This is a genomic window from Pseudomonas sp. 2822-15 (assembly GCF_002742515.1).
GTDB lineage: Bacteria > Pseudomonadota > Gammaproteobacteria > Pseudomonadales > Pseudomonadaceae > Aquipseudomonas > Aquipseudomonas salomonii.
The window spans coordinates 42,321-65,090 of record NZ_LJRY01000136.1 but is presented as its reverse complement, the minus strand read 5'-3'; the positions used below and the strand labels follow the sequence as shown (position 1 = coordinate 65,090).

Annotated in this window: 20 protein-coding genes; 7 read left to right on the top strand and 13 right to left on the bottom strand. The window is 60.4% G+C overall.

The features are described 5' to 3' along the window. Window positions 1–268: 268 nt before the first annotated feature. Together mprF and AOA59_RS00990 are read left to right on the top strand one after the other, a co-directional pair. Window positions 269–2,911 (top strand): bifunctional lysylphosphatidylglycerol flippase/synthetase MprF, encoded by a 2,643-nt coding sequence (gene mprF, locus AOA59_RS00995; RefSeq protein WP_099485512.1) that lies wholly within the window; start codon window positions 269–271, stop codon window positions 2,909–2,911. Then, the gene (locus AOA59_RS00990; RefSeq protein WP_065930395.1) at window positions 2,911–4,197 is read left to right on the top strand and encodes a virulence factor family protein; all 1,287 of its coding nucleotides are present in this window, start codon (window positions 2,911–2,913) and stop codon (window positions 4,195–4,197) included. Before mprF ends, AOA59_RS00990 begins: the two co-directional genes overlap by 1 nt. A gap of 151 nt (window positions 4,198–4,348) precedes the next feature. Here the strand turns inward: AOA59_RS00990 and recJ are convergent, their stop codons facing one another. Next, window positions 4,349–6,058 carry a single-stranded-DNA-specific exonuclease RecJ gene (gene recJ / locus AOA59_RS00985; RefSeq protein ID WP_065930394.1) on the bottom strand — a complete coding sequence of 570 codons (1,710 nt, stop codon included), beginning with the start codon at window positions 6,056–6,058 and terminating at the stop codon, window positions 4,349–4,351. 181 nt (window positions 6,059–6,239) lie between these two features. Then, window positions 6,240–6,782, bottom strand: coding sequence for a YaeQ family protein (locus AOA59_RS00980; protein WP_099485510.1), 543 nt, complete (start codon window positions 6,780–6,782; stop codon window positions 6,240–6,242). Window positions 6,783–6,930: 148 nt separating this feature from the next. Between AOA59_RS00980 and AOA59_RS00975 the strand changes: the two genes are divergently transcribed. Next, window positions 6,931–8,130: a CaiB/BaiF CoA-transferase family protein gene (locus tag AOA59_RS00975; RefSeq protein WP_099485508.1), complete on the top strand. Its 1,200-nt coding sequence runs from the start codon at window positions 6,931–6,933 to the stop codon at window positions 8,128–8,130. Continuing rightward, window positions 8,130–9,002, top strand: a complete 873-nt coding sequence (locus tag AOA59_RS00970; RefSeq protein WP_099485506.1) for a TIGR02285 family protein — start codon at window positions 8,130–8,132, stop codon at window positions 9,000–9,002. The genes AOA59_RS00975 and AOA59_RS00970 overlap by 1 nt, the downstream gene beginning before the upstream one ends. A gap of 182 nt (window positions 9,003–9,184) precedes the next feature. Here AOA59_RS00970 and AOA59_RS00965 read toward each other — a convergent pair whose 3' ends face one another. The 11 genes from AOA59_RS00965 to ffh form a co-directional block, all read right to left on the bottom strand. Continuing rightward, complete coding sequence (locus tag AOA59_RS00965) at window positions 9,185–9,469, bottom strand: DUF3509 domain-containing protein (RefSeq protein ID WP_065930486.1); 285 nt, start codon at window positions 9,467–9,469, stop codon at window positions 9,185–9,187. A 351-nt stretch (window positions 9,470–9,820) separates the two neighbouring features. Next, window positions 9,821–11,230, bottom strand: a complete 1,410-nt coding sequence (gene thrC / locus AOA59_RS00960) for a threonine synthase (protein WP_056858690.1) — start codon at window positions 11,228–11,230, stop codon at window positions 9,821–9,823. Window positions 11,231–11,296: 66 nt separating this feature from the next. Further along, window positions 11,297–12,601, bottom strand: coding sequence for a homoserine dehydrogenase (locus tag AOA59_RS00955; RefSeq protein ID WP_056858691.1), 1,305 nt, complete (start codon window positions 12,599–12,601; stop codon window positions 11,297–11,299). Between the two features lie 130 nt (window positions 12,602–12,731). Further along, window positions 12,732–13,463 (bottom strand): thioredoxin fold domain-containing protein, encoded by a 732-nt coding sequence (locus tag AOA59_RS00950; RefSeq protein WP_058422696.1) that lies wholly within the window; start codon window positions 13,461–13,463, stop codon window positions 12,732–12,734. 151 nt (window positions 13,464–13,614) lie between these two features. After that, window positions 13,615–14,511 carry a site-specific tyrosine recombinase XerD gene (xerD, locus tag AOA59_RS00945; RefSeq protein WP_069788176.1) on the bottom strand — a complete coding sequence of 299 codons (897 nt, stop codon included), beginning with the start codon at window positions 14,509–14,511 and terminating at the stop codon, window positions 13,615–13,617. A gap of 138 nt (window positions 14,512–14,649) precedes the next feature. Then, window positions 14,650–15,063, bottom strand: coding sequence for an acyl-CoA thioesterase (locus tag AOA59_RS00940; RefSeq protein WP_003193963.1), 414 nt, complete (start codon window positions 15,061–15,063; stop codon window positions 14,650–14,652). Between the two features lie 82 nt (window positions 15,064–15,145). After that, a complete protein-coding gene (gene rplS / locus AOA59_RS00935) occupies window positions 15,146–15,496 on the bottom strand; it encodes a 50S ribosomal protein L19 (RefSeq protein WP_003175895.1) in 351 nt (116 codons plus the stop codon). A gap of 45 nt (window positions 15,497–15,541) precedes the next feature. Then, complete coding sequence (trmD, locus tag AOA59_RS00930; protein WP_170875847.1) at window positions 15,542–16,315, bottom strand: tRNA (guanosine(37)-N1)-methyltransferase TrmD; 774 nt, start codon at window positions 16,313–16,315, stop codon at window positions 15,542–15,544. After that, window positions 16,297–16,833 carry a ribosome maturation factor RimM gene (rimM, locus tag AOA59_RS00925; RefSeq protein WP_056858695.1) on the bottom strand — a complete coding sequence of 179 codons (537 nt, stop codon included), beginning with the start codon at window positions 16,831–16,833 and terminating at the stop codon, window positions 16,297–16,299. Before rimM ends, trmD begins: the two co-directional genes overlap by 19 nt. A gap of 5 nt (window positions 16,834–16,838) precedes the next feature. Then, window positions 16,839–17,090: a 30S ribosomal protein S16 gene (gene rpsP / locus AOA59_RS00920; RefSeq protein ID WP_003175899.1), complete on the bottom strand. Its 252-nt coding sequence runs from the start codon at window positions 17,088–17,090 to the stop codon at window positions 16,839–16,841. A 250-nt stretch (window positions 17,091–17,340) separates the two neighbouring features. Further along, window positions 17,341–18,717: a signal recognition particle protein gene (ffh, locus tag AOA59_RS00915; RefSeq protein ID WP_003193965.1), complete on the bottom strand. Its 1,377-nt coding sequence runs from the start codon at window positions 18,715–18,717 to the stop codon at window positions 17,341–17,343. 233 nt (window positions 18,718–18,950) lie between these two features. On the opposite strand from ffh, the gene AOA59_RS00910 reads away from it, so the two are divergent. The 3 genes from AOA59_RS00910 to AOA59_RS00900 all read left to right on the top strand — a co-directional run bounded on the left by AOA59_RS00910 (window position 18,951) and on the right by AOA59_RS00900 (window position 22,682). After that, window positions 18,951–19,763, top strand: coding sequence for an inner membrane protein YpjD (locus tag AOA59_RS00910; RefSeq protein WP_065930391.1), 813 nt, complete (start codon window positions 18,951–18,953; stop codon window positions 19,761–19,763). 12 nt (window positions 19,764–19,775) lie between these two features. Beyond that, window positions 19,776–21,014: a transporter associated domain-containing protein gene (locus AOA59_RS00905; RefSeq protein ID WP_099485505.1), complete on the top strand. Its 1,239-nt coding sequence runs from the start codon at window positions 19,776–19,778 to the stop codon at window positions 21,012–21,014. A 357-nt stretch (window positions 21,015–21,371) separates the two neighbouring features. Next, window positions 21,372–22,682 carry an MFS transporter gene (locus AOA59_RS00900; protein WP_099485503.1) on the top strand — a complete coding sequence of 437 codons (1,311 nt, stop codon included), beginning with the start codon at window positions 21,372–21,374 and terminating at the stop codon, window positions 22,680–22,682. Window positions 22,683–22,770 lie beyond the last annotated feature (88 nt).

The following is a 22,770-nucleotide window of genomic DNA, read 5'->3' as shown; positions in this document are numbered from 1 at the left end:
AGGCTACTCGAAAGAGTGGCCTTTTTTGTATCCGGTGAAAAAGTTCTTCTGAAACAATGGCATGGCATCTTTCATGAAACCGTATACGGTTTGCAGAGTCCATGTCATTGCAAGCTATGCTCAGTACTCAAGCACGACCCTCTACGACCAATGGCCGCTGTCGCCGCCCCCGGCGATAAGCGTTAATATTTGTAATTATTTTGTCCATAGGGATTGGTAACTTGGCTGGATACCTCCATCCTGTCGCGCACAATCCACGAGGTGATTGATGCGCGCCAACTCGTCTGAACCACAAGACACCGTCACAGCGGAACAACCGATTACTCCCACCCGTTTGCGTTGGCTGGATCTGTTGAGCAAATACCGTCAACCCATTGGGCTGGCCGTCACTCTGCTGTTGTTCGCTATCGCCCTGATCGCCTGCCGACACCTGCTGCTGGAACTCGATCTTTACGCGCTCCACGACTCGATCCTGGAAGTGCCCAAGCCTGCCTTGCTCGGCGCATTTGCCGCGGCGGTCGCCGGTTTCGTCATTCTATTGGGCTATGAATTCTCCGGCGCGCGTTATGCCGGCGTAAAGCTGCCGGCCAAAACCCTGGCCATGGGCGGCTTCACCGCCTTTGCCATCGGCAATGCCATTGGCCTGTCGATGCTTTCCGGCGGCTCGGTGCGCTACCGTTTATATGCACGCCACGGCATCGGCGCCTCGGAAGTGGCGCACATGACCGTATTTGCCAGCCTGGCCCTGGGCACCGCCCTGCCGCCGCTGGCTGCACTGGCCACCTTGAGTAACTTGCCGGCGGCCTCGACCTACCTGCACGTGTCCCAAGGCCTGCTCGGCGGCATTGCCGGCGTGGTGCTGCTGCTGTCAGTTGCGCTGTGCATCGGCATTTATCGCCGCCGCCTGCCGGAGCAGCCTTACCCGGACAACCTGCTGGTCAAGGCGGGGCGTCGCACGCTGCGCCTGCCCGGCCGCCGCCTGACCTTCTTGCAACTGATCATTACCGCGCTGGATGTGGCCGCTGCCGCCACCGTCCTTTATATGTTGCTGCCCGAAGCGCCGCCATTCGGCCCGTTCCTGCTGGTGTACCTGCTGGCCCTGGCGGCCGGTGTACTCAGCCATGTGCCGGGCGGCGTGGGTGTGTTCGAGGCAATTCTGCTGGCCGCGTTTGCCGACAAACTCGGCGCCGCGCCATTGGCCGCGGCCCTGCTGCTGTACCGGATGATCTACGTGGTGCTGCCGCTGCTGATCGCCTGTATCTTCCTGCTGGTCAACGAAGCCCAGCGCCTGTTCCAGACCCAGCAAAGCCTGCGGGTTGCATCGGGCCTGGCGGCGCCGGTGCTGGCCGTACTGGTTTTTTTGTCCGGCGTGGTCCTGCTTTTTTCCGGCGCCACGCCGGAAATCGACTCACGCCTGGAAAACATCGGGTTCCTGATTCCCCACCGCCTGATTGATGCCTCGCACTTCGGTGCCAGCCTGATCGGCGTGTTGTGCCTGCTGCTCGCCCAAGGCCTGCGTCGACGTTTGTCGGCGGCCTGGATGCTGACCATGGTGCTGCTGCTGACCGGCGCCCTGCTCTCGCTGCTCAAGGGTTTTGACTGGGAAGAAGCCAGCCTGATGACCATGACCGCCGTGCTGCTGGCGATCTTCCGTCGCTCGTTTTACCGAGCCAGCCGCCTGACTGAACTGCCATTCTCGCCGCTGTACCTGGTGGCCAGCGTCTGCGTGCTGGGCGCCTCGATCTGGCTGCTGCTGTTTGCCTATCAAGATGTGCCGTACAGCCATCAACTGTGGTGGCAGTTCACCCTGGACGCCAACGCCCCACGGGGCCTGCGTTCGTTGCTGGGTGCGGCGGTGTTGCTGGTCATCGTGTCGTTGACCTGGCTGTTGCGCACCGCCCGCCCGGTGATCCACCTGCCGACCCCGGATGAGCTGGAGCGCGCCACCAAGATCCTGATGGCCTCCTCGCAACCTGACGGCGGCCTGGCGCTGACCGGCGACAAGGCGTTGCTGTTTCACCCCAACGATGAAGCCTTCCTGATGTACGCCCGTCGCGGGCGTAGCCTGGTGGCCTTGTACGACCCGATCGGCCCGACTCAGCCCCGCGCGGAGATGATCTGGCAGTTCCGTGACCTGTGCGACATCCATCACGCACGCCCCGTGTTCTACCAGGTACGCGCCGAAAACCAGCCGTACTACATGGACATCGGCCTCACCGCGATCAAGCTGGGCGAAGAAGCCCGCGTCGACCTCAAACGCTTTGACCTGGAAGCCAAGGGCAAAGAGATGAAGGACCTGCGCTACACCTGGAACCGTGGCACCCGGGACGGCTTGTCCCTGGAGATCTGCGACCCGGGCCAGGCGCCGATGGATGAGCTCAAAGTCATCTCCGATGCCTGGCTGACCGGCAAAAACGTGCGGGAAAAAGGCTTCTCCCTGGGACGTTTCAGCGACGACTACCTCAAGCACTTTCGCATCGCGATCATTCGCTTCGAAGGTCGCCCGGTAGCCTTCGCCAACCTGCTCGAGACCTACAACCATGACCTGGCCAGTCTCGACCTGATGCGTGCGCACCCGGACGCGCCGAAGCTGACCATGGAATTCATGATGGTTGGCCTGATTCAACATTATAAGAACCACGACTACGCCCGCTTCAGCCTCGGCATGGTGCCGTTGTCGGGCCTGCAACCGCGCCGTGGTGCGCCACTGACCCAACGCTTGGGCTCGATGGTGTTCCGCCGTGGCGAGCAGCTGTATAACTTCCAAGGTTTGCGCCGCTTCAAAGACAAGTTCCAGCCTGACTGGGAACCTCGTTATATGGCCGTGCCCGCAGGACTTGATCCGCTGGTGGCACTGGCCGATACCGCCGCCCTGATTGCGGGCGGCTTGACTGGATTGGTGAAACGCTGATGATTCGACGCTCCTGGCGGTATGTATTGGCCTTAGTAGTGCTGCTCGCGCTGATCGCGGCGGGTGGCTTTTGGTACTGGAACCGCCCTGCCCCGCAACCGACCCTGGAACAACTGCCCCAGGCCGACGGTTCGGTGATGACCCGTGTGACGCCTAACGGCTCGGCCAAGGCCCGCGTGGCCGTGGCCGTAATGGCCGACGAAACCTTGAGCGACAGCCAGCTGATTGCCCTGAGCCAGGGCGGCTCGGCGCAGATCGTGCAAGTGATCCTGCCAAAAGATGACTGCAAGCTGCAGGAACAAGCCCTGCAAAGCGCCCTGGCCCAGCTTAAAGGCCCGGCGACGCTGGTGAGCGGTATCGGCCCTGGCGCCGCGCTCGCCTGGCGCTGGCTGGCGTCACAGAACGACGACAAGGCCAACGCCATCTCCGTCGGCTTCGCCCTGGTGCAGGAAGGCTGCAAGGACCCACTGCCGAAAACCTCCGCCCACGGCAACTGGCTGGTGGCGTGGAACGATAACCCTGACGATGAAAGCGCCAGTTTCGTACGCGATACACCGCGCGCGACGACCAGCATCAGCGACTACGACATTCACTACCCGCAAGTGCTGAACAACGAACTGCGCAAGCAATTGGTCGGTTCGGACAACGGCGGCCTGGCGATTCCGGTGGTCGAAGTACCGGCCGGCCAAGCCAAGGACACCGTTACCCTGTTCCTCTCCGGTGATGGCGGCTGGCGTGACCTGGACCGCGATGTAGCCGGTGAAATGGCCAAGATCGGCTACCCGGTGGTCGGCATCGACACCCTGCGCTACTACTGGCAGCACAAGACCCCGGAACAAAGCGCCAAAGACCTCACCGAGCTGATGCAGCACTACCGCCAGAAGTGGGGCACCAAACGCTTCGTACTGACCGGCTATTCGTTCGGCGCAGACGTATTGCCGGCGATCTACAACCGCATGCCGGAAAGCGAACAGCAGCGTGTCGACGCCATCATCCTGCTCGCCTTTGCACGCACCGGCAGCTTTGAAATCGAAGTGGAAGGCTGGCTGGGCAACGCCGGCAAAGAAGCCGCCACCGGCCCGGAAATGGCCAAGCTGCCGGCGGACAAAGTGGTGTGCATCTACGGTGCTGAAGAAGTCAACGAGAGTGGCTGCACCGACACCACGGCTGTGGGCGAGGCGGTAAAGCTGCCGGGCGGGCATCACTTTGATGAGAACTACCCGGCGCTGGCTCAGCGTTTGGTGGATATCATTGTGAAGCACCAGGCGAAGGACAAGGCCGAGTAATCCGACCTGTACGCGGATTAAAAATGTGTGAGCGGGCTTGTGTGGGAGCTGGCTTGCCTGCGATAGCATCACCTCGGTCTGTCTGATAGACCTAGGCGTGCGCATCGCAGGCAAGCCAGCTCCCACAGTTGTTTTGCGATGTTAATAAGCGCTAGCGCGGTTCGATATGCGCAATCATCAGCTGCACAGTTTCATTGCCACGAAACTCGTTCACATCCAGCTTGTAGGCCAACTCCACCCAACGCACCGTCGGGTTCGGCCAGACTTCACGGTCCACACCAAACGCAATGCCATCGAGCTTCACTGACCCGCATTCGCTCTTGAGCACCACTTTAAGGTGCCGCTCGCCAACCACACGCTGTTCCACCAACTGAAACACACCGTGAAACAACGGCTCGGGAAAGTGCTGGCCCCATGGCCCGGCATGTCGCAGGGCACGCGCCAGTTCCAGGTGAAACTCTTCCACCGCCAACGTACCGTCGGTCAACAGGCGACCGGTGAGGTCTTCTTCACACAGTTGCCGGCGCACTTCGGCATCAAAGGCTTCGGCAAACAGTGGGAAGTTTTCCTCGGGCAAGGTCAGGCCGGCGGCCATGGCGTGGCCGCCGTATTTGGCGATCAGGTTGGGATGCTGGCTGGCGACCACCGCCAGGGCATCACGGATGTGAAAACCCTGTACAGAGCGCCCTGAGCCCTTGAGCAGGCCATCACCGGCGTCGGCGAAGGCGATGGTCGGGCGGAAATACCGCTCTTTCATGCGCGACGCCAGAATACCGATCACACCTTGGTGCCATTCCGGGTCGAACAGGCACAAGCCGTAAGGCATCGACTCCACCGGCAAGTCCTTGAGCTGGGCCAGGGCCTCGCGCTGCATGCCTTGCTCGATGGATTTGCGGTCCTGGTTCATGCCGTCCAGTTGTGCGGCCATTTCCCGTGCGGCCGCCACGTCACTGGTGAGCAGGCATTCGATGCCCAGGCTCATATCATCCAGGCGCCCCGCCGCATTGAGGCGTGGCCCGAGGATAAAACCGAGGTCGGTGGAGGTGATACGCGCGTGGTCACGCTTGGCCACTTCGAGGATCGCCTTGATCCCCGGCCGCGCACGCCCGGCACGAATACGCTCCAGGCCTTGGTGCACCAGGATGCGGTTGTTGGCATCCAGCGGCACCACGTCAGCGACGCTGCCCAGGGCGACCAGGTCGAGCAGCTCGCCGATGTTCGGCTGCGGTTTGTTGTCGTACCAGCCCAGGCTGCGCAACCGCGCGCGCAGGGCCATCAGCACGTAGAAGATCACCCCCACGCCTGCCAGCGCCTTGCTGGGGAACTCGCAGCCAGGCTGGTTCGGGTTGACGATGGCATCCGCCGCCGGCAATTCATCGCCGGGCAAGTGGTGGTCGGTGACCAAAACCTGCAACCCGGCGGCCTTCGCTGCCGCCACGCCTTCAACGCTGGAGATGCCGTTATCCACAGTGATCAGCAGCTGCGGCTCGCGTTGCAGCGCCACCGCGACGATTTCCGGGGTCAGGCCGTAGCCGTATTCGAAGCGGTTGGGCACCAGGTAATCGACATGGGCCGCACCCAGCAAACGCAGGCCCAAGGTGCCCACGGTACTGGCCGTGGCACCATCGGCGTCGAAGTCACCGACGATAAGGATGCGCTGGCGCTGCTCCAGGGCCGTCACCAGCAGGTCTACCGCCGCGTCGATGCCCTTGAGTTGCTGGTAGGGAATCAACCGCGCCAGGCTCTTGTCCAGCTCAGCCTCAGACTGCACACCGCGTGCGGCGTAGAGACGGGTCAACAGCGGTGGCAATTCACCGAGAAACGGCAGGACGGCGGGCAACGGGCGAGGATCGATACGCATGGGGTGACGGAAGCTTCTCTTCTAATACGACAGTTAAATAACAATTGAGCAATCAACACGGACCAACGGTGGGAGCTGGCTTGCCTGCGATAGCATCACCGCGGTATGTCTGATGGACCGAGGTGTCTGCATCGCAGGCAAGCCAGCTCCCACACAAGCCAGCTTTCACCGTTTTTAGTTTTCAGCCGCGTTCGCCAGCCAGCCACTGCAGCTGCACTTCATGCTGGCCACGATCATCAGTCACAAAAATGGTGCCTTCGCTGATCATCACGTCCCACTTGATCACGCGCGGCATGTCCTTGGCCAGGGTCTCGAGTACTTCCTGCGGCACGGCGGCGATGTGGACGTTCTTGAGGTTATTGGCCACCGGCACCACCTTGCCTTCCCATACACGCAGGCTGCCATAGGCCAGCAGGCTGGTGCGCTCGGTGCGGCGCGAGCACCAGGTCAGGCGGTCGGCGTCGGGCTGGCCGACTTCAATCCAGTGCAGAACCCGATCATCCAGGCTTTTTTCCCACAGGGCCGGCTCGTCTACATCTGACAGGCCACGCCCGAACGCCAACTGCTCGTTGTACCAAAGGGCGTAGGCCAGCAGGCGCACGGTCATGCGCTCTTCGGTTTCCGAAGGGTGGCGGGCGATGGTCTGTTTGACGCTCTCGTACACCGAACGGTCGAGGTCGGTGAGGTTGAGTTCGAATTTGTAGGTCGTGGACGGCTGGGCCATGAACGGGCTTCTAAAGACAGGGAAAGGTCGCCAGTCTAACCGATGGGGCAGCCATTGAACGAATACTGCGCTGCATCATGCTTATCCCTGGGCCGCTCGCCTATGTTAAAAGGCATGACACCACCGCCCCTGCTTGTTAAGGATCCTCATGTCGTTTAATGCCAAACCGCTCGCCGGCCTGAAAGTCATCGAACTGGGCACCCTGATCGCCGGCCCGTTTGCCTCACGTATCTGCGCCGAATTCGGTGCAGAGGTGATCAAGGTCGAATCCCCCGATGGCGGCGACCCGCTGCGCAAGTGGCGCAAGCTGTACGAAGGCACGTCGCTGTGGTGGTTTGTGCAGGCGCGCAATAAAAAGTCGCTGACCCTGAATCTCAAACACCCGGATGGCCTGGCGATTCTTAAACAGCTGCTGGCGGACGCCGACATCCTGATCGAAAACTTTCGCCCCGGTGTGCTGGAAAAACTCGGCTTGAGCTGGGAAACCCTGCACGCGCTGAACCCCAAGCTGGTGATGGTGCGCCTCTCCGGTTTCGGCCAGACCGGGCCGATGAAAGACCAGCCGGGCTTTGGTGCGGTGGGCGAGTCCATGGGCGGTTTGCGCTATATCACCGGCTTCGAAGACCGCCCGCCGGTGCGCACCGGAATTTCAATCGGCGATTCCATTGCGGCCCTGTGGGCGGTAATCGGCGCGCTGATGGCGCTGCGGCACCGGGAAGTCAACGGCGGGCTCGGCCAAGTGGTGGATGTGGCGCTGTACGAAGCCATCTTCGCGATGATGGAAAGCATGATCCCGGAGTTCGACGTGTTCGGGTTTATCCGCGAGCGCACCGGCAACATCATGCCCGGCATCACGCCTTCTTCGATTCATACCAGTGCCGACGGCAAGCATGTGCAGATCGGCGCCAATGGCGATGCGATCTTCAAGCGCTTCATGAGCGCCATCGGCCGCGACGACCTGGCCAACGACCCGGCCCTGACCAGCAATGACGGGCGCGACAGCCGCCGTGACGAGCTTTACGGGGTGATTGATCGCTGGGTCAACTCGCTGCCGCTGGAACAAGTGGTCGAACAACTGAACAAGGCCGAAGTGCCCGCCAGCCGTATCTACAGTGCCGAAGACATGCTCGGCGACCCGCAGTTTCTGGCCCGGGAAATGTTCCTCAAGGCGCAATTGCCAGGTGGCAAGGACTTCAAAATGCCCGGCATCGTGCCCAAGCTCTCCGAGACGCCAGGCAGTTGCGAATGGGTTGGGCCGCAGTTGGGTGAGCACAACAGCACGGTGCTCAATGAGCTGGGTTACGACGCCGCCGCCATTACCCGTTTGCGTGAGGATGGCGCGATCTGATGGTTCGCCCGTACATCCGCTTGCTGCTTGTAAGCATATTGCTCGGCAGTTGGTCGCTCTCGGCACGGGCCGAGAACACAATGATCTGGCTGCTGCGCGACCTGCCGCCAATGACCATCTTCGAAGGCCCGCAAAAAAACCAGGGCGCACTCGACCAACTGTTGCCGCTGCTCATGGAGCACCTGCCGGAGTATCGGCATCAAGTGATGCACGTCAACCGCGCGCGCGGCATTCAAATGTTGCGTGCTCAATCCCTGATCTGTGATCCATCGCTGCTGTGGACGCCAGAGCGCGCCCAGTACGTGGTGTTTTCCGCCCAGGCATTCGTGGCGGTCAGCAATGGGGTGACGATCCCGCGCAGCCAACAGGCGGCCATGGCGCCCTATATCGTCGAGGGTCAGTTTGACCTGCAAGCCTTTCTCAAAGCCCATAAGGCGCGCATCGGCGCCACTGCCGAACGCAGCTACGGCCCCTCCGTCGATGAACAGCTCAAGCACGCTGACCCGCACACCCTGGCCCTGCATTATGGCAATGACGCCCTGGGCAGCCTGTTGCAGATGCAACGTCTGGGGCGACTTGAGGCCGTGCTGGGCTACCCGCCGGAAATCCGCTATCACGCCCAGCAACAGGGGATTGCGGCCCAGGACCTGCTGTTCTTTCCCATCAAGGGTTCAGCGCCTTACCAGCGCACGCATATCGGCTGCTCCAACACGCCTCAAGGTCGCCAGGCCATACAGCGAATCGATCAGGCGTTGGGTGAGATCCCACTGGAGCAAGTGCAACAGTCCTACGCTTCGTGGTTAGACCCAGCAATGCGTGAACAGTATTTGTTGGATAACCCGAGCTTTTTCCTGAACTCCCCCGAGCCTTGAGCCTGTGCCGGATAAATCCCAGGCAAAAAGAAACCCCGAAGAGTGGGGAGACACTTCGGGGTTAAACGTGGCCTACAAAGACCAGTACAACAAGCCACAAACACCGGAGCACAATGTTTGCTCTTGTTGTTAAAAAATCTGACCGGGCATGGCGTAGGAAGTTTCGCCAATTAAACAATTCTTCATGCGAGCGCGCTGCCGCGAGTCTGTGCGGCGTTGCGCAAGGCGGCAATCACCGAGGGTTCCAGGCGCCCTTCGGCGATTTTAAGGTCGCGCAGCAGGCAATCGACCACATCCACCAGCACGCGCTTATCCGTCAATTGCGCCCGATCGACTTCCCGCTCGACGACAATAGCGCCAGCCGGATTCTTCACCGTCACCAGGCACTCATCCTGCACACCCGAGGTGGTCAACGTAACCTGATAAGGGCTCAGTGCTTCTTCGAGCAATAGGCTGATACTTTCCATCTCGATCACCACTCAATCATTCGAATAAAGTTCGAAAAACAAAAATGTCACTAAGACGCTGACATTCAAGTGACCCGTGCCCGCAGCAGAAAGTTCGACCTTTTGTGTCGTCACCTGCCCGAGTCAATCGAGCATGCACGGCAAAGATGACAGAGAGAAAACAACCACCCACAAGCTGGAACCCCAGGATGCCCCTCGGCGCCCGCCTTGAAAGCCGCGTCTGGCGCTGTGCCGACGACCGCCCGATGTTCCTGATGGGCTGGCGCGTGACGAGCGGGCACACCCTCTATTGCCAGAATGAAAAAGCCCGTCACGAAGACGGGCTTGATCTGCTGCGCAATAACCGGCGGGTCAGAGTGGCTTGCCGCGATTGCCATGCTGGCTGACAAACGCCTGCACGGCTTTCAGGTCATTGGCCAGCACGGTGCAGCGCTCTTCGCGCTCAAACAGGTCAGCCAGGTGCTGAGGCAGTTCCAGCGCCTTGCCAACACCGGCCTTCTCCACCGCTTCCGGGAATTTGACCGGGTGGGCGGTGCCCAGAATCACCATCGGGATGTCCAGGCTACGACGGCATTCGCGTGCGGCCTTCACACCGATGGCAGTGTGCGGATCGAGCAGCTCGCCGGTCTGCGCGTAGACCTCGGCGATGGTTTCGCAGGTTTGCGCATCGTCCACGGCCAGGGAGTCGAAGAGCTTGCGGGTTTCGGTCCAGCGCTCTTCGTCAACGCTGAAACCGCCACCGCTTTTGAAGGTGTCCATCAAGCCGGCAATCGCCGAACCATTGCGACCGTGCATGTCGAACAGCAGGCGTTCGAAGTTCGACGAGACCATGATGTCCATCGACGGCGACAGCGTGGCGTGCAGGGTTTCCTTGACGTACTGGTTGCCGCTCATGAAGCGGTGCAGGATGTCGTTGCGGTTGGTGGCGACGATCAACTGATTGATCGGCAAGCCCATGTTGCGCGCCAGGTAACCGGCGAAGATGTCGCCAAAGTTGCCGGTCGGCACCGAGAACGACACTGAACGCGCCGGGCCGCCCAACTGCAGGGAGGCGTGGAAGTAGTAGACGATCTGGGCCATGATCCGCGCCCAGTTGATCGAGTTCACCGCAACCAGTCGCGTACCTTTGAGGAAGCTCTGGTCAGCGAAGCTGTTCTTGACCATTTCCTGGCAGTCATCGAAGTTGCCTTCGATGGCGATGTTGTGGATGTTCTCACCAAAGATGGTGGTCATCTGTCGACGCTGCACTTCAGAAACACGCTTGTGCGGGTGCAGGATGAAAATGTCGACGTTCTCGCAGTGCTTGCAACCTTCGATGGCCGCCGAGCCGGTATCACCGGAGGTGGCACCGATGATCACCACACGCTCGCCGCGTTTTTCCAGCACGTAGTCGAGCAGGCGACCCAGCAGTTGCAGGGCGAAGTCCTTGAAGGCCAGGGTCGGGCCGTGGAACAGCTCCAGTACCCATTCGTTGCCATTCAGCTGACGCAGTGGCGCGATGGCGTTGTGGGAAAACACGCCATAGGTCTCTTCCAGAATTTTTTTGAAATCGGCATCCGGAATGCTGCCGGTGACGAACGGGCGCATCACCCGGAACGCCAGTTCGTGGTACGGCAGGCCGGCCCACGAAGCGATTTCTTCCTGGGTGAAACGAGGCAGGTTTTCCGGCACATACAGGCCGCCGTCAGTGGCAAGGCCGGCGAGCAAAACGTCTTCAAAGTTCAGGGCCGGTGCCTGGCCGCGGGTGCTGATATAACGCATGACTGGCTCCTCTAGAGCATTCTGAACAAGGGCCGCCGAACCTGTGGGGCCCTTGCCGCTAAACGATTAGTTCAGGTGTTCAACACGGATGCGCACCACCGGCCCAACCACGCCCTGCAACGCTTCAAGCGCGGCGATGGCATCGTTGATGTGCTGCTCGAGCACGCGGTGGGTCAGCAGGATCATCGGCACCAGGCCGTCTTGTTCCTCGACTTCCTTCTGCATGATCGACTCGATGTTGATGCCGCGCTCCGAGAGGATGCTGGCCACCTGGGCCAACACGCCTGGATGGTCCTTGGCCTGAATGCGCAGGTAGTAGGCGCTTTCGCAGGCTTCGATCGGCAGGATCGGGTGGGCCGACAGCGAATCCGGCTGGAAGGCCAGGTGCGGCACGCGGTTTTCCGGGTCGCTGGTCATGGCGCGAACCACGTCCACCAGGTCGGCAATCACCGACGAAGCGGTCGGCTCCATGCCGGCGCCGGCGCCGTAGAACAAGGTGGAACCTGCGGCGTCACCGTTGACCATCACGGCGTTCATCACGCCATTGACGTTGGCGATCAGGCGGTCGGCCGGGATCAGCGTCGGGTGTACACGCAACTCGATACCGGCCGGGGTGCTGCGCGCCACACCGAGGTGCTTGATGCGGTAGCCCAGGGCTTCGGCGTAGTTCACGTCGGCGGTGGTCAGCTTGGTGATGCCTTCGGTGTAGGCCTTGTCGAACTGCAGCGGAATACCAAAGGCGATGGACGCCAAAATGGTCAGCTTGTGCGCTGCGTCGATACCTTCCACGTCGAAGGTCGGGTCGGCTTCGGCGTAACCCAAGGCTTGGGCTTCGGCCAGCACGTCTTCGAAGGTGCGGCCCTTCTCGCGCATTTCAGTGAGGATGAAGTTGCCGGTGCCGTTGATGATGCCGGCCACCCAGTTGATACGGTTGGCGGACAGGCCTTCACGGATCGCCTTGATCACCGGGATGCCACCGGCCACGGCGGCTTCGAACGCAACGATCACGCCCTTCTCGCGCGCCTTGGCAAAAATCTCGTTGCCGTGCACGGCGATCAACGCCTTGTTGGCGGTGACCACGTGCTTGCCATTCTCGATGGCCAGCAGTACCAGGTCACGGGCCACGGTATAGCCGCCGACCAACTCGATGACGATATCGATTTCAGGGTTGGTGGCCACGGCGAAGACATCGTTGGTAATCGCAATACCGGTCGTTTGGAACTGAGGCTTTGGCGTACGCGTGGCAATTTGCGCCACTTCAATCCCACGCCCTGCACGGCGGGAAATTTCTTCAGCATTACGCTGAAGTACGTTGAAGGTGCCGCCACCGACGGTCCCTAACCCACAGATGCCTACTTTGACCGGTTTCACTGAAGAACTCCCCATGAAACGGCCGACGCTAGGTCGGCCGTGGAAAACAGCCGCACAACTGCGGCTTTCAATTTGATGGCCCGTCGAACGGTCGGCGGGCCATGATCGTCAAAGGTTCGACGATGCTGGTTTACTTGGCACTGAGCGCCAGTTTGGCAACTTGTGGTGCCGGCTGGTAGCCCGGAATCACCTGACCGTCAGCCAAAACGATGGCCGGTGTACCGTTCACGCCAATCGACTGGCCGAGGGCGAACTGCTTGGAAACCGGGTTGGCACATTTGGCTGCCTTGATTTCCTTGCCATCGACCATTTTGTCCATGGCCGATTTCTTGTCGGCCGAACACCATACGGCTTGCAGCTGCTCGTCACCCGGCGAACCCAGGCCCTGGCGCGGGAATGCGACGTAGCGCACTTCGATACCGGCCTTGTTCAGCGCAGGCACTTCGGCGTGCAGCTTGTGGCAGTACGGGCACGTGGTGTCGGTGAACACGGTAATGTGGGTCTTGGTCTCGCCAATGGCCGGGTACACCACGGTTTCAGCCACCGGAATGCCGTTGATCAGCTTGGACACGCCCAGGCGCTCGGCTTTCTCGGTGAGGTTGACCGGTTTGCCGTCTTTAAGCTGGAACAGGTAGCCCTGAACGATGTACTGGCCATCGGCGCTGGCGTACAGCACACGGCTGCCCTTGAGCTTGACTTCATACAGGCCGGCCATGGGGCTGGCGCTGATGCTTTCGATCGGGGTGTCGAGCTGCAGGTTGGCCAGGCTCTTGCGAATGGTTTGCTCGGCGGCGTCATCGGCGACAACAAAGGTGGAAACCAACGCAATCGCTGCGGCGGCAATAATCTGGGTCAAGCGCATGGGAACTCCTGAAGGCAGATGCAGGGACGGCTGTGGAACACCGCTTGGAAACGCGGGCAGTGGCCGTCCCCTTTGCTAACCGGCAAAGCCTACCACAGTTGGGCCCAAGGGCAGGCTTCAACGGGCAAATTGGGGTTTTTCCGAGGTGATTTTATCCGCGCGGGTGGTGCTTGGCGTGCATTTCCTGCAAGCGTGCGCGTGCCACGTGGGTGTAGATCTGGGTTGTGGATAAGTCGCTGTGCCCCAGCAGCATTTGCACCACGCGCAAATCCGCGCCGTGGTTGAGCAAATGCGTGGCGAATGCATGACGCAAGGTATGCGGCGACAGCGCCTTGCCGATCCCGGCAACTTTGGCCTGGTGCTTGATACGGTGCCAGAAGGTCTGGCGGGTCATTTGCTCGCCGCGCAGGCTGGGGAACAACACATCACTGGGCCGCCCGCCGAGCAGCTCATTGCGGGCGTCACGCATATAGCGCTCCACCCACACAATCGCCTCCTCGCCCATCGGCACCAGTCGTTCCTTGCTGCCCTTACCCATCACGCGCAGCACGCCCTGGCGCAGGTTGACTTGCTCCAGGGTCAGGCTGATCAGCTCGGTCACGCGCAGGCCGCAGGCATACAAGACTTCCAGCATGGCGCGGTCGCGCTGGCCGATGGCTTCGCTCAGATCGGGCGCGGCGAGCAAGGCGTCCACGTCAGCTTCCGATAAGGATTTAGGCAAGGGCCTACCGAGCTGAGGCATATCGATTTGCAGGGTCGGGTCGACGGAAATCTGCTTTTCGCGCAGCAAATAGCGATAAAACCCACGCACACCCGAAAGAAATCGCGCCGTGGAACGCGGCTTGTAGTTCTGTTCCAAACGCCAGGCCAGGTGATCGAGGATCAACTCACGGCCGGCATTGATCAGCTCGAGGTTTTTCTCCTGCAACCAGCCATTGAACAAAGCCAGGTCGCTGCGATAGGCCTGCCGGGTGTTGTCCGACAGGCCTTTTTCCAGCCACAGGGCGTCGAGGAAGCGGTCGATCAGAGGGTGGTCGATGGCGGGCATAGAGGCTCAGGTTGATGACTGGAGTGTTTGGTAGATCCTATCGCAGGCAAGCCAGCTCCCACATGGGTTTTGTGTGTTGCCTGATAGCATGATCAACACCGATTAAATGTGGGAGCTGCCTGCGATAGCAGTCTCGGATCAGTCCACAAACCCAGGCAGCACCGGCACAGGGCGTTTGTCGGCATCAATCGCGACAAAACTGAACACGCCCTGGATCGCCTTTTCACGGCCATCGGCACTCATGCTCTCGACGAACACTTCAACCTCGACCTTAAGGCTGGTGTTGCCCACTTTGATTACTCGGCCGATCAGCTCGACGATGGAGCCGGCGGGGATCGCGTGATTGAAGTCGATACGGTCGGTGGACACCGTCACCAGCGGCAAGCGGCAAAAGCGCGTAGCGGTGATGAAAGACACTTCATCCATCCACGCCAGCGCAGTGCCGCCGAACAGCGTGTTGTGGTGGTTGGTGGTCGGCGGGAACACGGCTTTGGTCACGTGAGTGACGGACAGGTCAGTGCGTCGCTGGATTTCTTCCAGGCGGGTGGTCATGGGCAAATACCGGCAAATAGACAAATTTCAGGCACAAAAAAGCAGCCCGCAGGCTGCTTTTTTCTGCATCGGAAAGCTGGACTTAAGCCAGTTTTTCCTTGATGCGAGCTGCTTTACCGGACAGGTCACGCAGGTAGTACAGCTTGGCTTTACGTACGTCACCGCGACGCTTAACGGCCATGCTGTCGATTTGCGGGCTGTAGGTCTGGAAAGTACGCTCTACGCCAACACCGTTGGAGATTTTACGAACAGTGAAAGCACTGTTCACACCACGGTTACGCTTGGCGATTACCACGCCTTCGAACGCTTGCAGACGCGAACGGTCGCCTTCCTTCACTTTCACCTGAACGACAATAGTGTCGCCCGGGGCAAAGGTAGGGATCTCTTTGGTCATCTGCTCTGCTTCGAGTGCAAGGATGATTTTGTTAGTCATGCTGTGCTCCTAAGGTAAGTCAATGGACCTACCATCGATACGTTGTTAACTATCGTCCCGCGCGAGGATGTATTCCTCGAGCAGCTTCTTCTCTTCTCCAGAAAGCGAGCGGCTTTCCAGAAGATCGGCGCGTCGTTCATAGGTCCGACCAAGGGACTGCTGTAAACGCCAACGCCGGATGTGTGCGTGATTGCCACTTAGCAATACGTCGGGAACACGCTGATCCGCATACACCTCCGGTCGGGTGTAGTGCGGGCAATCCAGCAAACCATCCGTGAAGGAATCTTCCTCCGCAGAGTCCGCATGCCCTAAAGCTCCAGGCAGCAGTCGTGTAACCGCATCTATCAGGACCATCGCCGGCAGCTCGCCGCCAGACAGGACATAGTCCCCAATCGACCACTCTTCATCGACATGCGCTTCAATAAAACGCTCGTCAATGCCTTCATAGCGACCGGCAATCAGGATTAAGGCCTCCTCATTCGCCAGTTCGCGCACGCCAGCCTGTTTCAGCTGACGGCCTTGAGGGGACAGGTAAATTACCTTCGCCTTCTCCCCGGCGGCTGCCTTGGCCTCGACCAACGCATCTTCCAGGGGCTTGATCTTCATCACCATGCCCGGACCACCGCCAAATGGGCGATCGTCCACAGTGTGATGTCGATCCGTCGTGTAGTCTCGCGGGTTCCAACAGGTAAGCTGCAACAGCCCCTGTTTCACCGCCCGACTGGTGATGCCGTACTCGCTGATGGCGGAGAACATCTCGGGAAACAAACTGATCACTTCAATGCGCAAATTAGCCACGCTTAGAAGTCCGCGTCCCATTCCACCTTCATCTCGCCCGCGGCCAGGTCGACGGCCAACACGCATTGCCCGGTATAAGGCAACAGGCGTTCGCGATCATCCAGGCTGCCAGCGCAAGGCTTGACCACCATTACATCATTGGCGCCGGTTTCCAGAAGATGATCGATTTTCCCGAGCAATTGCCCCAGTTGATCAATAACCTTCAGACCTTCCAGCTGGTACCAGTAGTACTCGCCGTCGGTCAATTCAGGGAACAGGTTGCGCGGCACGCAGATCTCATAACCGGCCAGAAGACGAGCTTCTTCACGGTCATCAAGACCCTTGAGCTTTGCGACCAGGAACTTATCGCTCCCGCGTCCACTGACCAGCTCGACCTGTTTCACACTACCTTCGCGCTTGAGCGTCCAGGTTTTGTACTGCAACAGGTTTTCAGTCGGATCAGTAAAGGAATACACCTTCACTTCGCCGCGAACGCCATGAACAGAGTAAATCTTGCCGATAACGATCAAATCATCAGCAACAGCTGGCGTCGCGTTCATATTGCTCAGGCTGCGGCCTTAGCCGAGTCCTTCAACAGTTTTGCAACGCGCTCGGATGGCTGTGCGCCAACGCTCAGCCAGTAGGCTACGCGCTCTTGGTTCACGGACAGACGAACTTCTTGACCACGAGCAACAGGGTTGAAGAAACCAACCTGTTCCTTGTGCGAACCGTCGCGCGGGTTGCGGCTGTCGGTTACGGTCAAGTGGTAAAACGGGCGCTTTTTGGAGCCGCCAAGGGCAAGACGGATTGTTAGCATGTGAACATCGTTCCTGTAGTCGGTGCTGCAAATCTAAATGCACAGCGGGCATAGGTGCCCGAAAGGCCGCATATTCTAAGGAATATCCGGACTTTTGCAAATGTCTTTTTCTGGCGCCTATCAGCGTGCCACTCAGATCTGCTATAGAGCCGTCGGTTAAAACGGCGAGTCAGCTCCCGCTAACCGCGGGTTTGCTGGAGATCCCACGTCCTTGTGGGGCGGAGCGCAAGCAGACTTGCGCTCGAATTCTTTACATTTTCGGCATGCCGCCGCCGGGCAACATACCGCCCATGCCGCGCATCATCTTGGCCATTCCGCCTTTGGCGGAGAATTTCTTCATCATCTTCTGCATCTGCTTGTGCTGCTTGATCAAGCGACCGATGTCCTGCACCTGGGTGCCGGAACCCATGGCGATCCGGCGTTTGCGCGAACCGCTGATCAGCTCAGGGTCGCGGCGCTCGGCCGGGGTCATGGAGTTGATGATGGCTTCCATCTGCTTGAACTGCTTCTCTGCCGCGCCCTGGGCGTTGCCCATTTGCGCCAGGTTCACACCGCCGATGTTCGGCAGCTTGTCCATCAGGCCGCCGAGGCCGCCCATGTTCTTCATCTGTTGCAGCTGGTCACGGAAGTCTTCGAGGTCGAAGCCCTTGCCCTTTTTCAGCTTCTTGGCCAGCTTGTCGGCCTTGTCCTTGTCGAGCGTGGCTTCGGCCTGCTCGATCAGGCTGAGCACGTCGCCCATGCCGAGAATGCGTGAGGCGATACGCTCCGGGTGGAACGGTTCGAGCGCTTCGCTCTTCTCGCCCATACCGATGAACTTGATCGGCTTGCCGGTGATGGCGCGTACCGACAGCGCGGCACCGCCACGGGCGTCGCCGTCGACCTTGGTCAGGATCACGCCGGTCAGCGGCAGTGCGTCGCCGAAAGCCTTGGCGGTGTTGGCCGCATCCTGGCCGGTCATGGCGTCGACCACGAACAGCGTCTCGACCGGGTTGATCGCGGCATGCAGCGCCTTGATCTCGCCCATCATCTCTTCATCGATGTGCAGGCGACCGGCGGTATCGACGATAACCACGTCGATGAATTTGAGCTTGGCTTCTTTAATAGCCGCGTTGGCGATGTCGACCGGCTTCTGGCTCAGGTCGGACGGGAAGAAGGTCACCCCCACTTCGCCCGCGAGCATTTCCAGCTGTTTGATCGCGGCCGGACGGTACACGTCCGCCGACACAACCATTACCGACTTTTTCTTGCGCTCTTTAAGGAAGCGCGCCAGCTTGCCGGCGGTGGTGGTTTTACCCGCCCCCTGCAGACCGGCCATCAGCACGACGGCCGGTGGCACGGCGCTGAGGTTCAAGTCTTCGTTGGCTGCGCCCATCAGGCTTTCGAGTTCGGCCTGGACGATCTTCACAAAAGCCTGGCCCGGCGTCAGGCTGCGGGACACTTCGGTGCCCACAGCGCGCTCTTTGACCGAGTTGACGAAGTCCTTGACCACAGGCAAGGCCACGTCGGCTTCCAGCAACGCCATGCGCACTTCACGCAGGGTGTCTTTAATATTGTCCTCGGTCAGCTTGGCCTTGCCGGTGACATGGCGCAGCGTCTGCGAGAGACGGTCAGTCAAGTTTTCAAACATGCGCGATCCTTTCAGGCCCTATTCATCGAAATGCAGTGGTGACCGAGGTAATGGCGGCCCAGGCTGTGGTAAACCGCTGTTAAAAACAGCGCTCAGCACGCCTGTGGCGTGGGCAGGTCGCGGATTATAGCGAAGACTGCGCCGCTGCACACGCGCTGTCTGGCCCGGGAGTCTTTCGTGCAGCGCAGGTGTGTGCCAAACTCAGCGCCTTTCGGGCTTGTCTATCAGGATTTATGGTCCCCTTGTCACCCAGTTTGCTACCCAGCCTCGCCGCCGCCCTTTTATATGCCGCTGCGACTCTCTATCAGGGCACTCGTCTGGCCCAAGGCACTAAAGCGGACAAACGTCTGCTGGCAGGCCTGGGCGTCGTCGCCCTGCTGGCCCACGCCGCGAGCCTGTTCAACCACCTGATGACGCCGGTCGGCCTGGGCCTGGACTTTTTCAGCGCCGCCAGCCTGATCGCCGCTGCCGTCATCGCGCTGACGCTGCTGGCCTGCTACCGCATCCCGGTCGAAAACCTGCTGGTGCTGCTATTCCCGCTGGGAATACTCACCGTGCTGCTGGCGCAATTCACGCCCACCGGCACCGTGCAGGTCATCGACGAAGAGCCGGGCATCCTTGCGCACATCCTGTTGTCGATCCTGGCCTACGGCATGTTCACCATCGCGGTGTTCCAGGCCTTGCTCGTGCTGCTGCAGGATCACCAGCTTAAAAACAAGCACCCTTCCGGGCTGATCAAGAACTTCCCGCCGCTGCAAACCATGGAAAGCCTGCTGTTTGGTTTCCTCTGGGCCGGCTGGACGCTGCTGTCGCTGTCGCTGATCTCCGGCTGGCTGTTCGTCGAGAACCTGTTCGCCCAGCACCTGGTGCACAAAACCCTGCTGGCGTGCCTGGCCTGGGTGGTGTTCAGCGTGCTGTTGTGGGGGCGTAACCGTCTCGGCTGGCGCGGGCACAAGGCAATCCGCTGGACCCTGGCCGGTTTCTGCCTGCTGATGCTGGCCTACTTCGGCAGCAAGCTGGTTCGCGAATACATCCTGCATATCTGACGGGCAGTAATAATGGACAACTTGCCCCTTGGGCCGATGCTCGCGGTAATCGCCCTGCTGATCTTATGGGCGGCGCTGTTTACCGCCATCGAAGCCGCACAACAACACCTGCTGGCCATACGCCCCGGCACACGCCAAGGGGACAAGGCTGCCGCCCGTCTGAACTTCCCACGTAACAGCCTGATCCTGTGCAACAGCCTGTGCCGCGCGGCCGTGGTGATTCTATGCACGCTGCTCGCGATCTATGCCTGGGCGCAAAACGGCCCGTGGCTCGGCTGGCTGATCTCCTGCGCCATCCTGCTGATACTCGCCGACTACCTGCCCCGCGCCCTGGCCGTTCGTCACCCCCAGGCCGTGCTGGGCTTCGGTAACACGCTGCTGGGCGTGCCGCTGAAAATCCTTTATCCACTGGCCTGGCTGCTCAATGGCATCAGCCTGTTGCTGTTGCGCCCCTTCGCGCGCAAATCCGGCGTGGTGAAAAAGAGCGACGAGCCGTTGCCTGAGCATGACGACGAACCGGAGCCCGAGGCCAACGACAATCGCACGCCCGGCCTGCCCGGCATCCACGCCCTGGACAACATCACGGTCAACGACATCCTGGTGCCGCGCAGTGAAGTGGATGGCATCAACCTGGATGACTCGGTCGACGAGATCATCGAGCAACTGCGCACGTCCCAGCGCACGCGCCTGCCGGTGTTTCACAGCGACATCAACCAGGTGCAAGCGGTGCTCAACACTCGTCAGATCCAGCACCTGCTGCCCGACGCCAGCCTGACCAAAGAAGCCTTGCTCGCCGCCTGCCACGAACCCTACTTCGTGCCGGAGAGCACGCCGCTGCAATTGCAGTTGCTGAACTTCCATAAACAGCAACGGCGCCTGGGCATGGTGGTGGACGAATACGGCGAAGTGCTGGGCATCGTTACCCTGGAAGATATCCTCGAAGAAATCGTCGGCGAATTTGAAAGCGACCAGGCTGTGGATAACCCGCACATCGAAGCCCAGCCTGATGGCCGCTACATCATCGACGGCGCCGCCTCGATCCGCGAACTGAACAAAAGCCTGGGCTGGCACTTGCCCAGCGACGGCCCCAAGACCCTCAACGGCCTGGTCACCGAGGCGCTGGAGACTATTCCGGACTGCGCGGTGTGCCTGAAAATCGGCCGCTATCGCCTGGAAATCCTCGAGACCGAGGACAACCGCGTGAGCAAGGTGCTGATCTGGCATACCAGCCGCGTGCCGGTGGCTGCATAATTTCCCCTGACACTACTCGGCCCAATGTGGGAGCTGGCTTGCCTGCGATGGCATCACCTCGGTCATTCAGTTAAACCGAGGTGATGCCATCGCAGGCAAGCCAGCTCCCACATTTAGATTATTTGCCTGCCAACGCCCCCTTGTTGGATCCGCAAACCCCTTCCTATAATCGGCTCGGCTTACCCAAGCCCCGCCCGACCGCGTGCTACCCGCACTCAGCGCGTCCAGGCACCGCCTTACCGTGTCTGACCGGTGTTTGCTCCCATCCCGAGCCGCCCCGCTTACAACCCTGATCCATGGGTGTTCGACCAATAAAAATCCGCGTAAAAACGCGCAATGACCGTCAGGGATACCTCAATGAGCACCACCTATAACGAGGCCGCCACCGCCGCCCCGCTCAACTCGACCGCACGGGTCGCCACGGCGAGCATCGTCGGCACCGCCATCGAGTTCTACGACTTCTATATCTACGCCACCGCGGCCGCACTGGTGATTGGCCCGGTGTTCTTTCCGCAGACTTCCGGCACCGCGCAGATGCTGGCGTCGTTTCTGACCTTCGGTATCGCCTTTATCGCCCGCCCGCTGGGTTCGGCGCTGTTCGGCCACTTTGGCGACCGCATCGGGCGCAAATCCACGCTAGTGGCCTCGCTGCTGTTGATGGGCGTGTGCACCACGCTGATCGGTTTGCTGCCGGGTTATGACAGCATCGGGGCCTGGGCGCCGATCCTGCTGTGTGTGCTGCGCTTCGGCCAGGGCCTGGGCCTGGGCGGCGAATGGGGCGGCGCGGCGTTGCTGGCCACCGAGAATGCGCCCAAAGGCAAGCGCGCCTGGTTTGGCATGTTCCCGCAACTGGGCCCATCGATCGGCTTTTTGGCGGCCAACGGCCTGTTCCTGATCCTGGCCATGAGCCTCAACGACGAACAGTTTCGCAGTTGGGGCTGGCGCATTCCGTTTATCCTCAGCGCAGCGTTGGTGATGGTCGGCCTCTATGCGCGGCTCAAGCTGCATGAAACCCCGGTATTCGCCAATGCCGTGGCCAAAGAGGCGCCGGTGAAAGTGCCGCTGGTAGAGCTGTTCAGCCAGCATTGGCTGCCGGTATTGCTGGGCGCCGCGTCGATGGTGGTGTGCTATGCGCTGTTTTACATCACCACCGCGTTTTCCCTGAGCTACGGGGTTTCGACCCTGGGCTACAGCCGTGAGATGTTCCTCGGCTTGCTGTGCTTTGCGGTGCTGTTCATGGGCTTGGCCACGCCGTTGGCGGCCTTGGCCAGCGATCGTTACGGGCGCAAGCCGGTGCTGATCGTCGGCGCGGTGCTGGCGATTTTGTCGGGTTTCACCATGGAGCCCTTGCTGACCCACGGTTCAACCTGGGCCGTGGCGTTGTTCCTGGCGCTGGAGCTGTTCCTGATGGGCATCACGTTCGCCCCGATGGGCGCCATGCTGCCGGAGCTGTTTCCGACCCGCGTGCGTTATACCGGCGCTTCGGCCGCGTATAACCTCGGTGGGATTGTCGGCGCGTCGGCTGCACCGTTTTTCGCAACCAAGCTGGTGGCGATGGGTGGGCTGAGTTATGTCGGCGGGTATGTGTCGGCGGCAGCGTTGCTCAGCTTGATTGCTGTGCTGTGCCTGAAAGAGACGCGGGATAATGATTTGAATCGAGTCGTTTGATAGACCGCTATCGCAGCGGTGCGACGATTCGACAAGCCAGCTCCCACATTTGAAGGCATTCACAAATCAAAATGTGGGAGCTGGCTTG

Coding starts and splice junctions, on each gene's coding strand:
- mprF (WP_099485512.1), top strand. CDS start 269: ATGCGCGCCAACTCGTCTGAACCACAAGACACCGTCACAGCGGAACAA.
- ffh (WP_003193965.1), bottom strand. CDS start 18,717: ATGTTTGAAAACTTGACTGACCGTCTCTCGCAGACGCTGCGCCATGTC.
- xerD (WP_069788176.1), bottom strand. CDS start 14,511: ATGCCCGCCATCGACCACCCTCTGATCGACCGCTTCCTCGACGCCCTG.
- AOA59_RS00905 (WP_099485505.1), top strand. CDS start 19,776: ATGGACAACTTGCCCCTTGGGCCGATGCTCGCGGTAATCGCCCTGCTG.
- recJ (WP_065930394.1), bottom strand. CDS start 6,058: ATGCGTATCGATCCTCGCCCGTTGCCCGCCGTCCTGCCGTTTCTCGGT.
- thrC (WP_056858690.1), bottom strand. CDS start 11,230: ATGCGTTATATCAGCACCCGCGGCCAGGCACCGGCCCTGAACTTTGAA.
- AOA59_RS00965 (WP_065930486.1), bottom strand. CDS start 9,469: ATGGAAAGTATCAGCCTATTGCTCGAAGAAGCACTGAGCCCTTATCAG.
- rplS (WP_003175895.1), bottom strand. CDS start 15,496: ATGACTAACAAAATCATCCTTGCACTCGAAGCAGAGCAGATGACCAAA.
- AOA59_RS00950 (WP_058422696.1), bottom strand. CDS start 13,463: ATGCGCTTGACCCAGATTATTGCCGCCGCAGCGATTGCGTTGGTTTCC.
- trmD (WP_170875847.1), bottom strand. CDS start 16,315: ATGGGACGCGGACTTCTAAGCGTGGCTAATTTGCGCATTGAAGTGATC.
- AOA59_RS00970 (WP_099485506.1), top strand. CDS start 8,130: ATGGTTCGCCCGTACATCCGCTTGCTGCTTGTAAGCATATTGCTCGGC.
- AOA59_RS00990 (WP_065930395.1), top strand. CDS start 2,911: ATGATTCGACGCTCCTGGCGGTATGTATTGGCCTTAGTAGTGCTGCTC.
- AOA59_RS00910 (WP_065930391.1), top strand. CDS start 18,951: ATGGTCCCCTTGTCACCCAGTTTGCTACCCAGCCTCGCCGCCGCCCTT.
- AOA59_RS00980 (WP_099485510.1), bottom strand. CDS start 6,782: ATGGCCCAGCCGTCCACGACCTACAAATTCGAACTCAACCTCACCGAC.
- AOA59_RS00900 (WP_099485503.1), top strand. CDS start 21,372: ATGAGCACCACCTATAACGAGGCCGCCACCGCCGCCCCGCTCAACTCG.
- rpsP (WP_003175899.1), bottom strand. CDS start 17,090: ATGCTAACAATCCGTCTTGCCCTTGGCGGCTCCAAAAAGCGCCCGTTT.
- rimM (WP_056858695.1), bottom strand. CDS start 16,833: ATGAACGCGACGCCAGCTGTTGCTGATGATTTGATCGTTATCGGCAAG.
- AOA59_RS00940 (WP_003193963.1), bottom strand. CDS start 15,063: ATGACCACCCGCCTGGAAGAAATCCAGCGACGCACTGACCTGTCCGTC.
- AOA59_RS00975 (WP_099485508.1), top strand. CDS start 6,931: ATGTCGTTTAATGCCAAACCGCTCGCCGGCCTGAAAGTCATCGAACTG.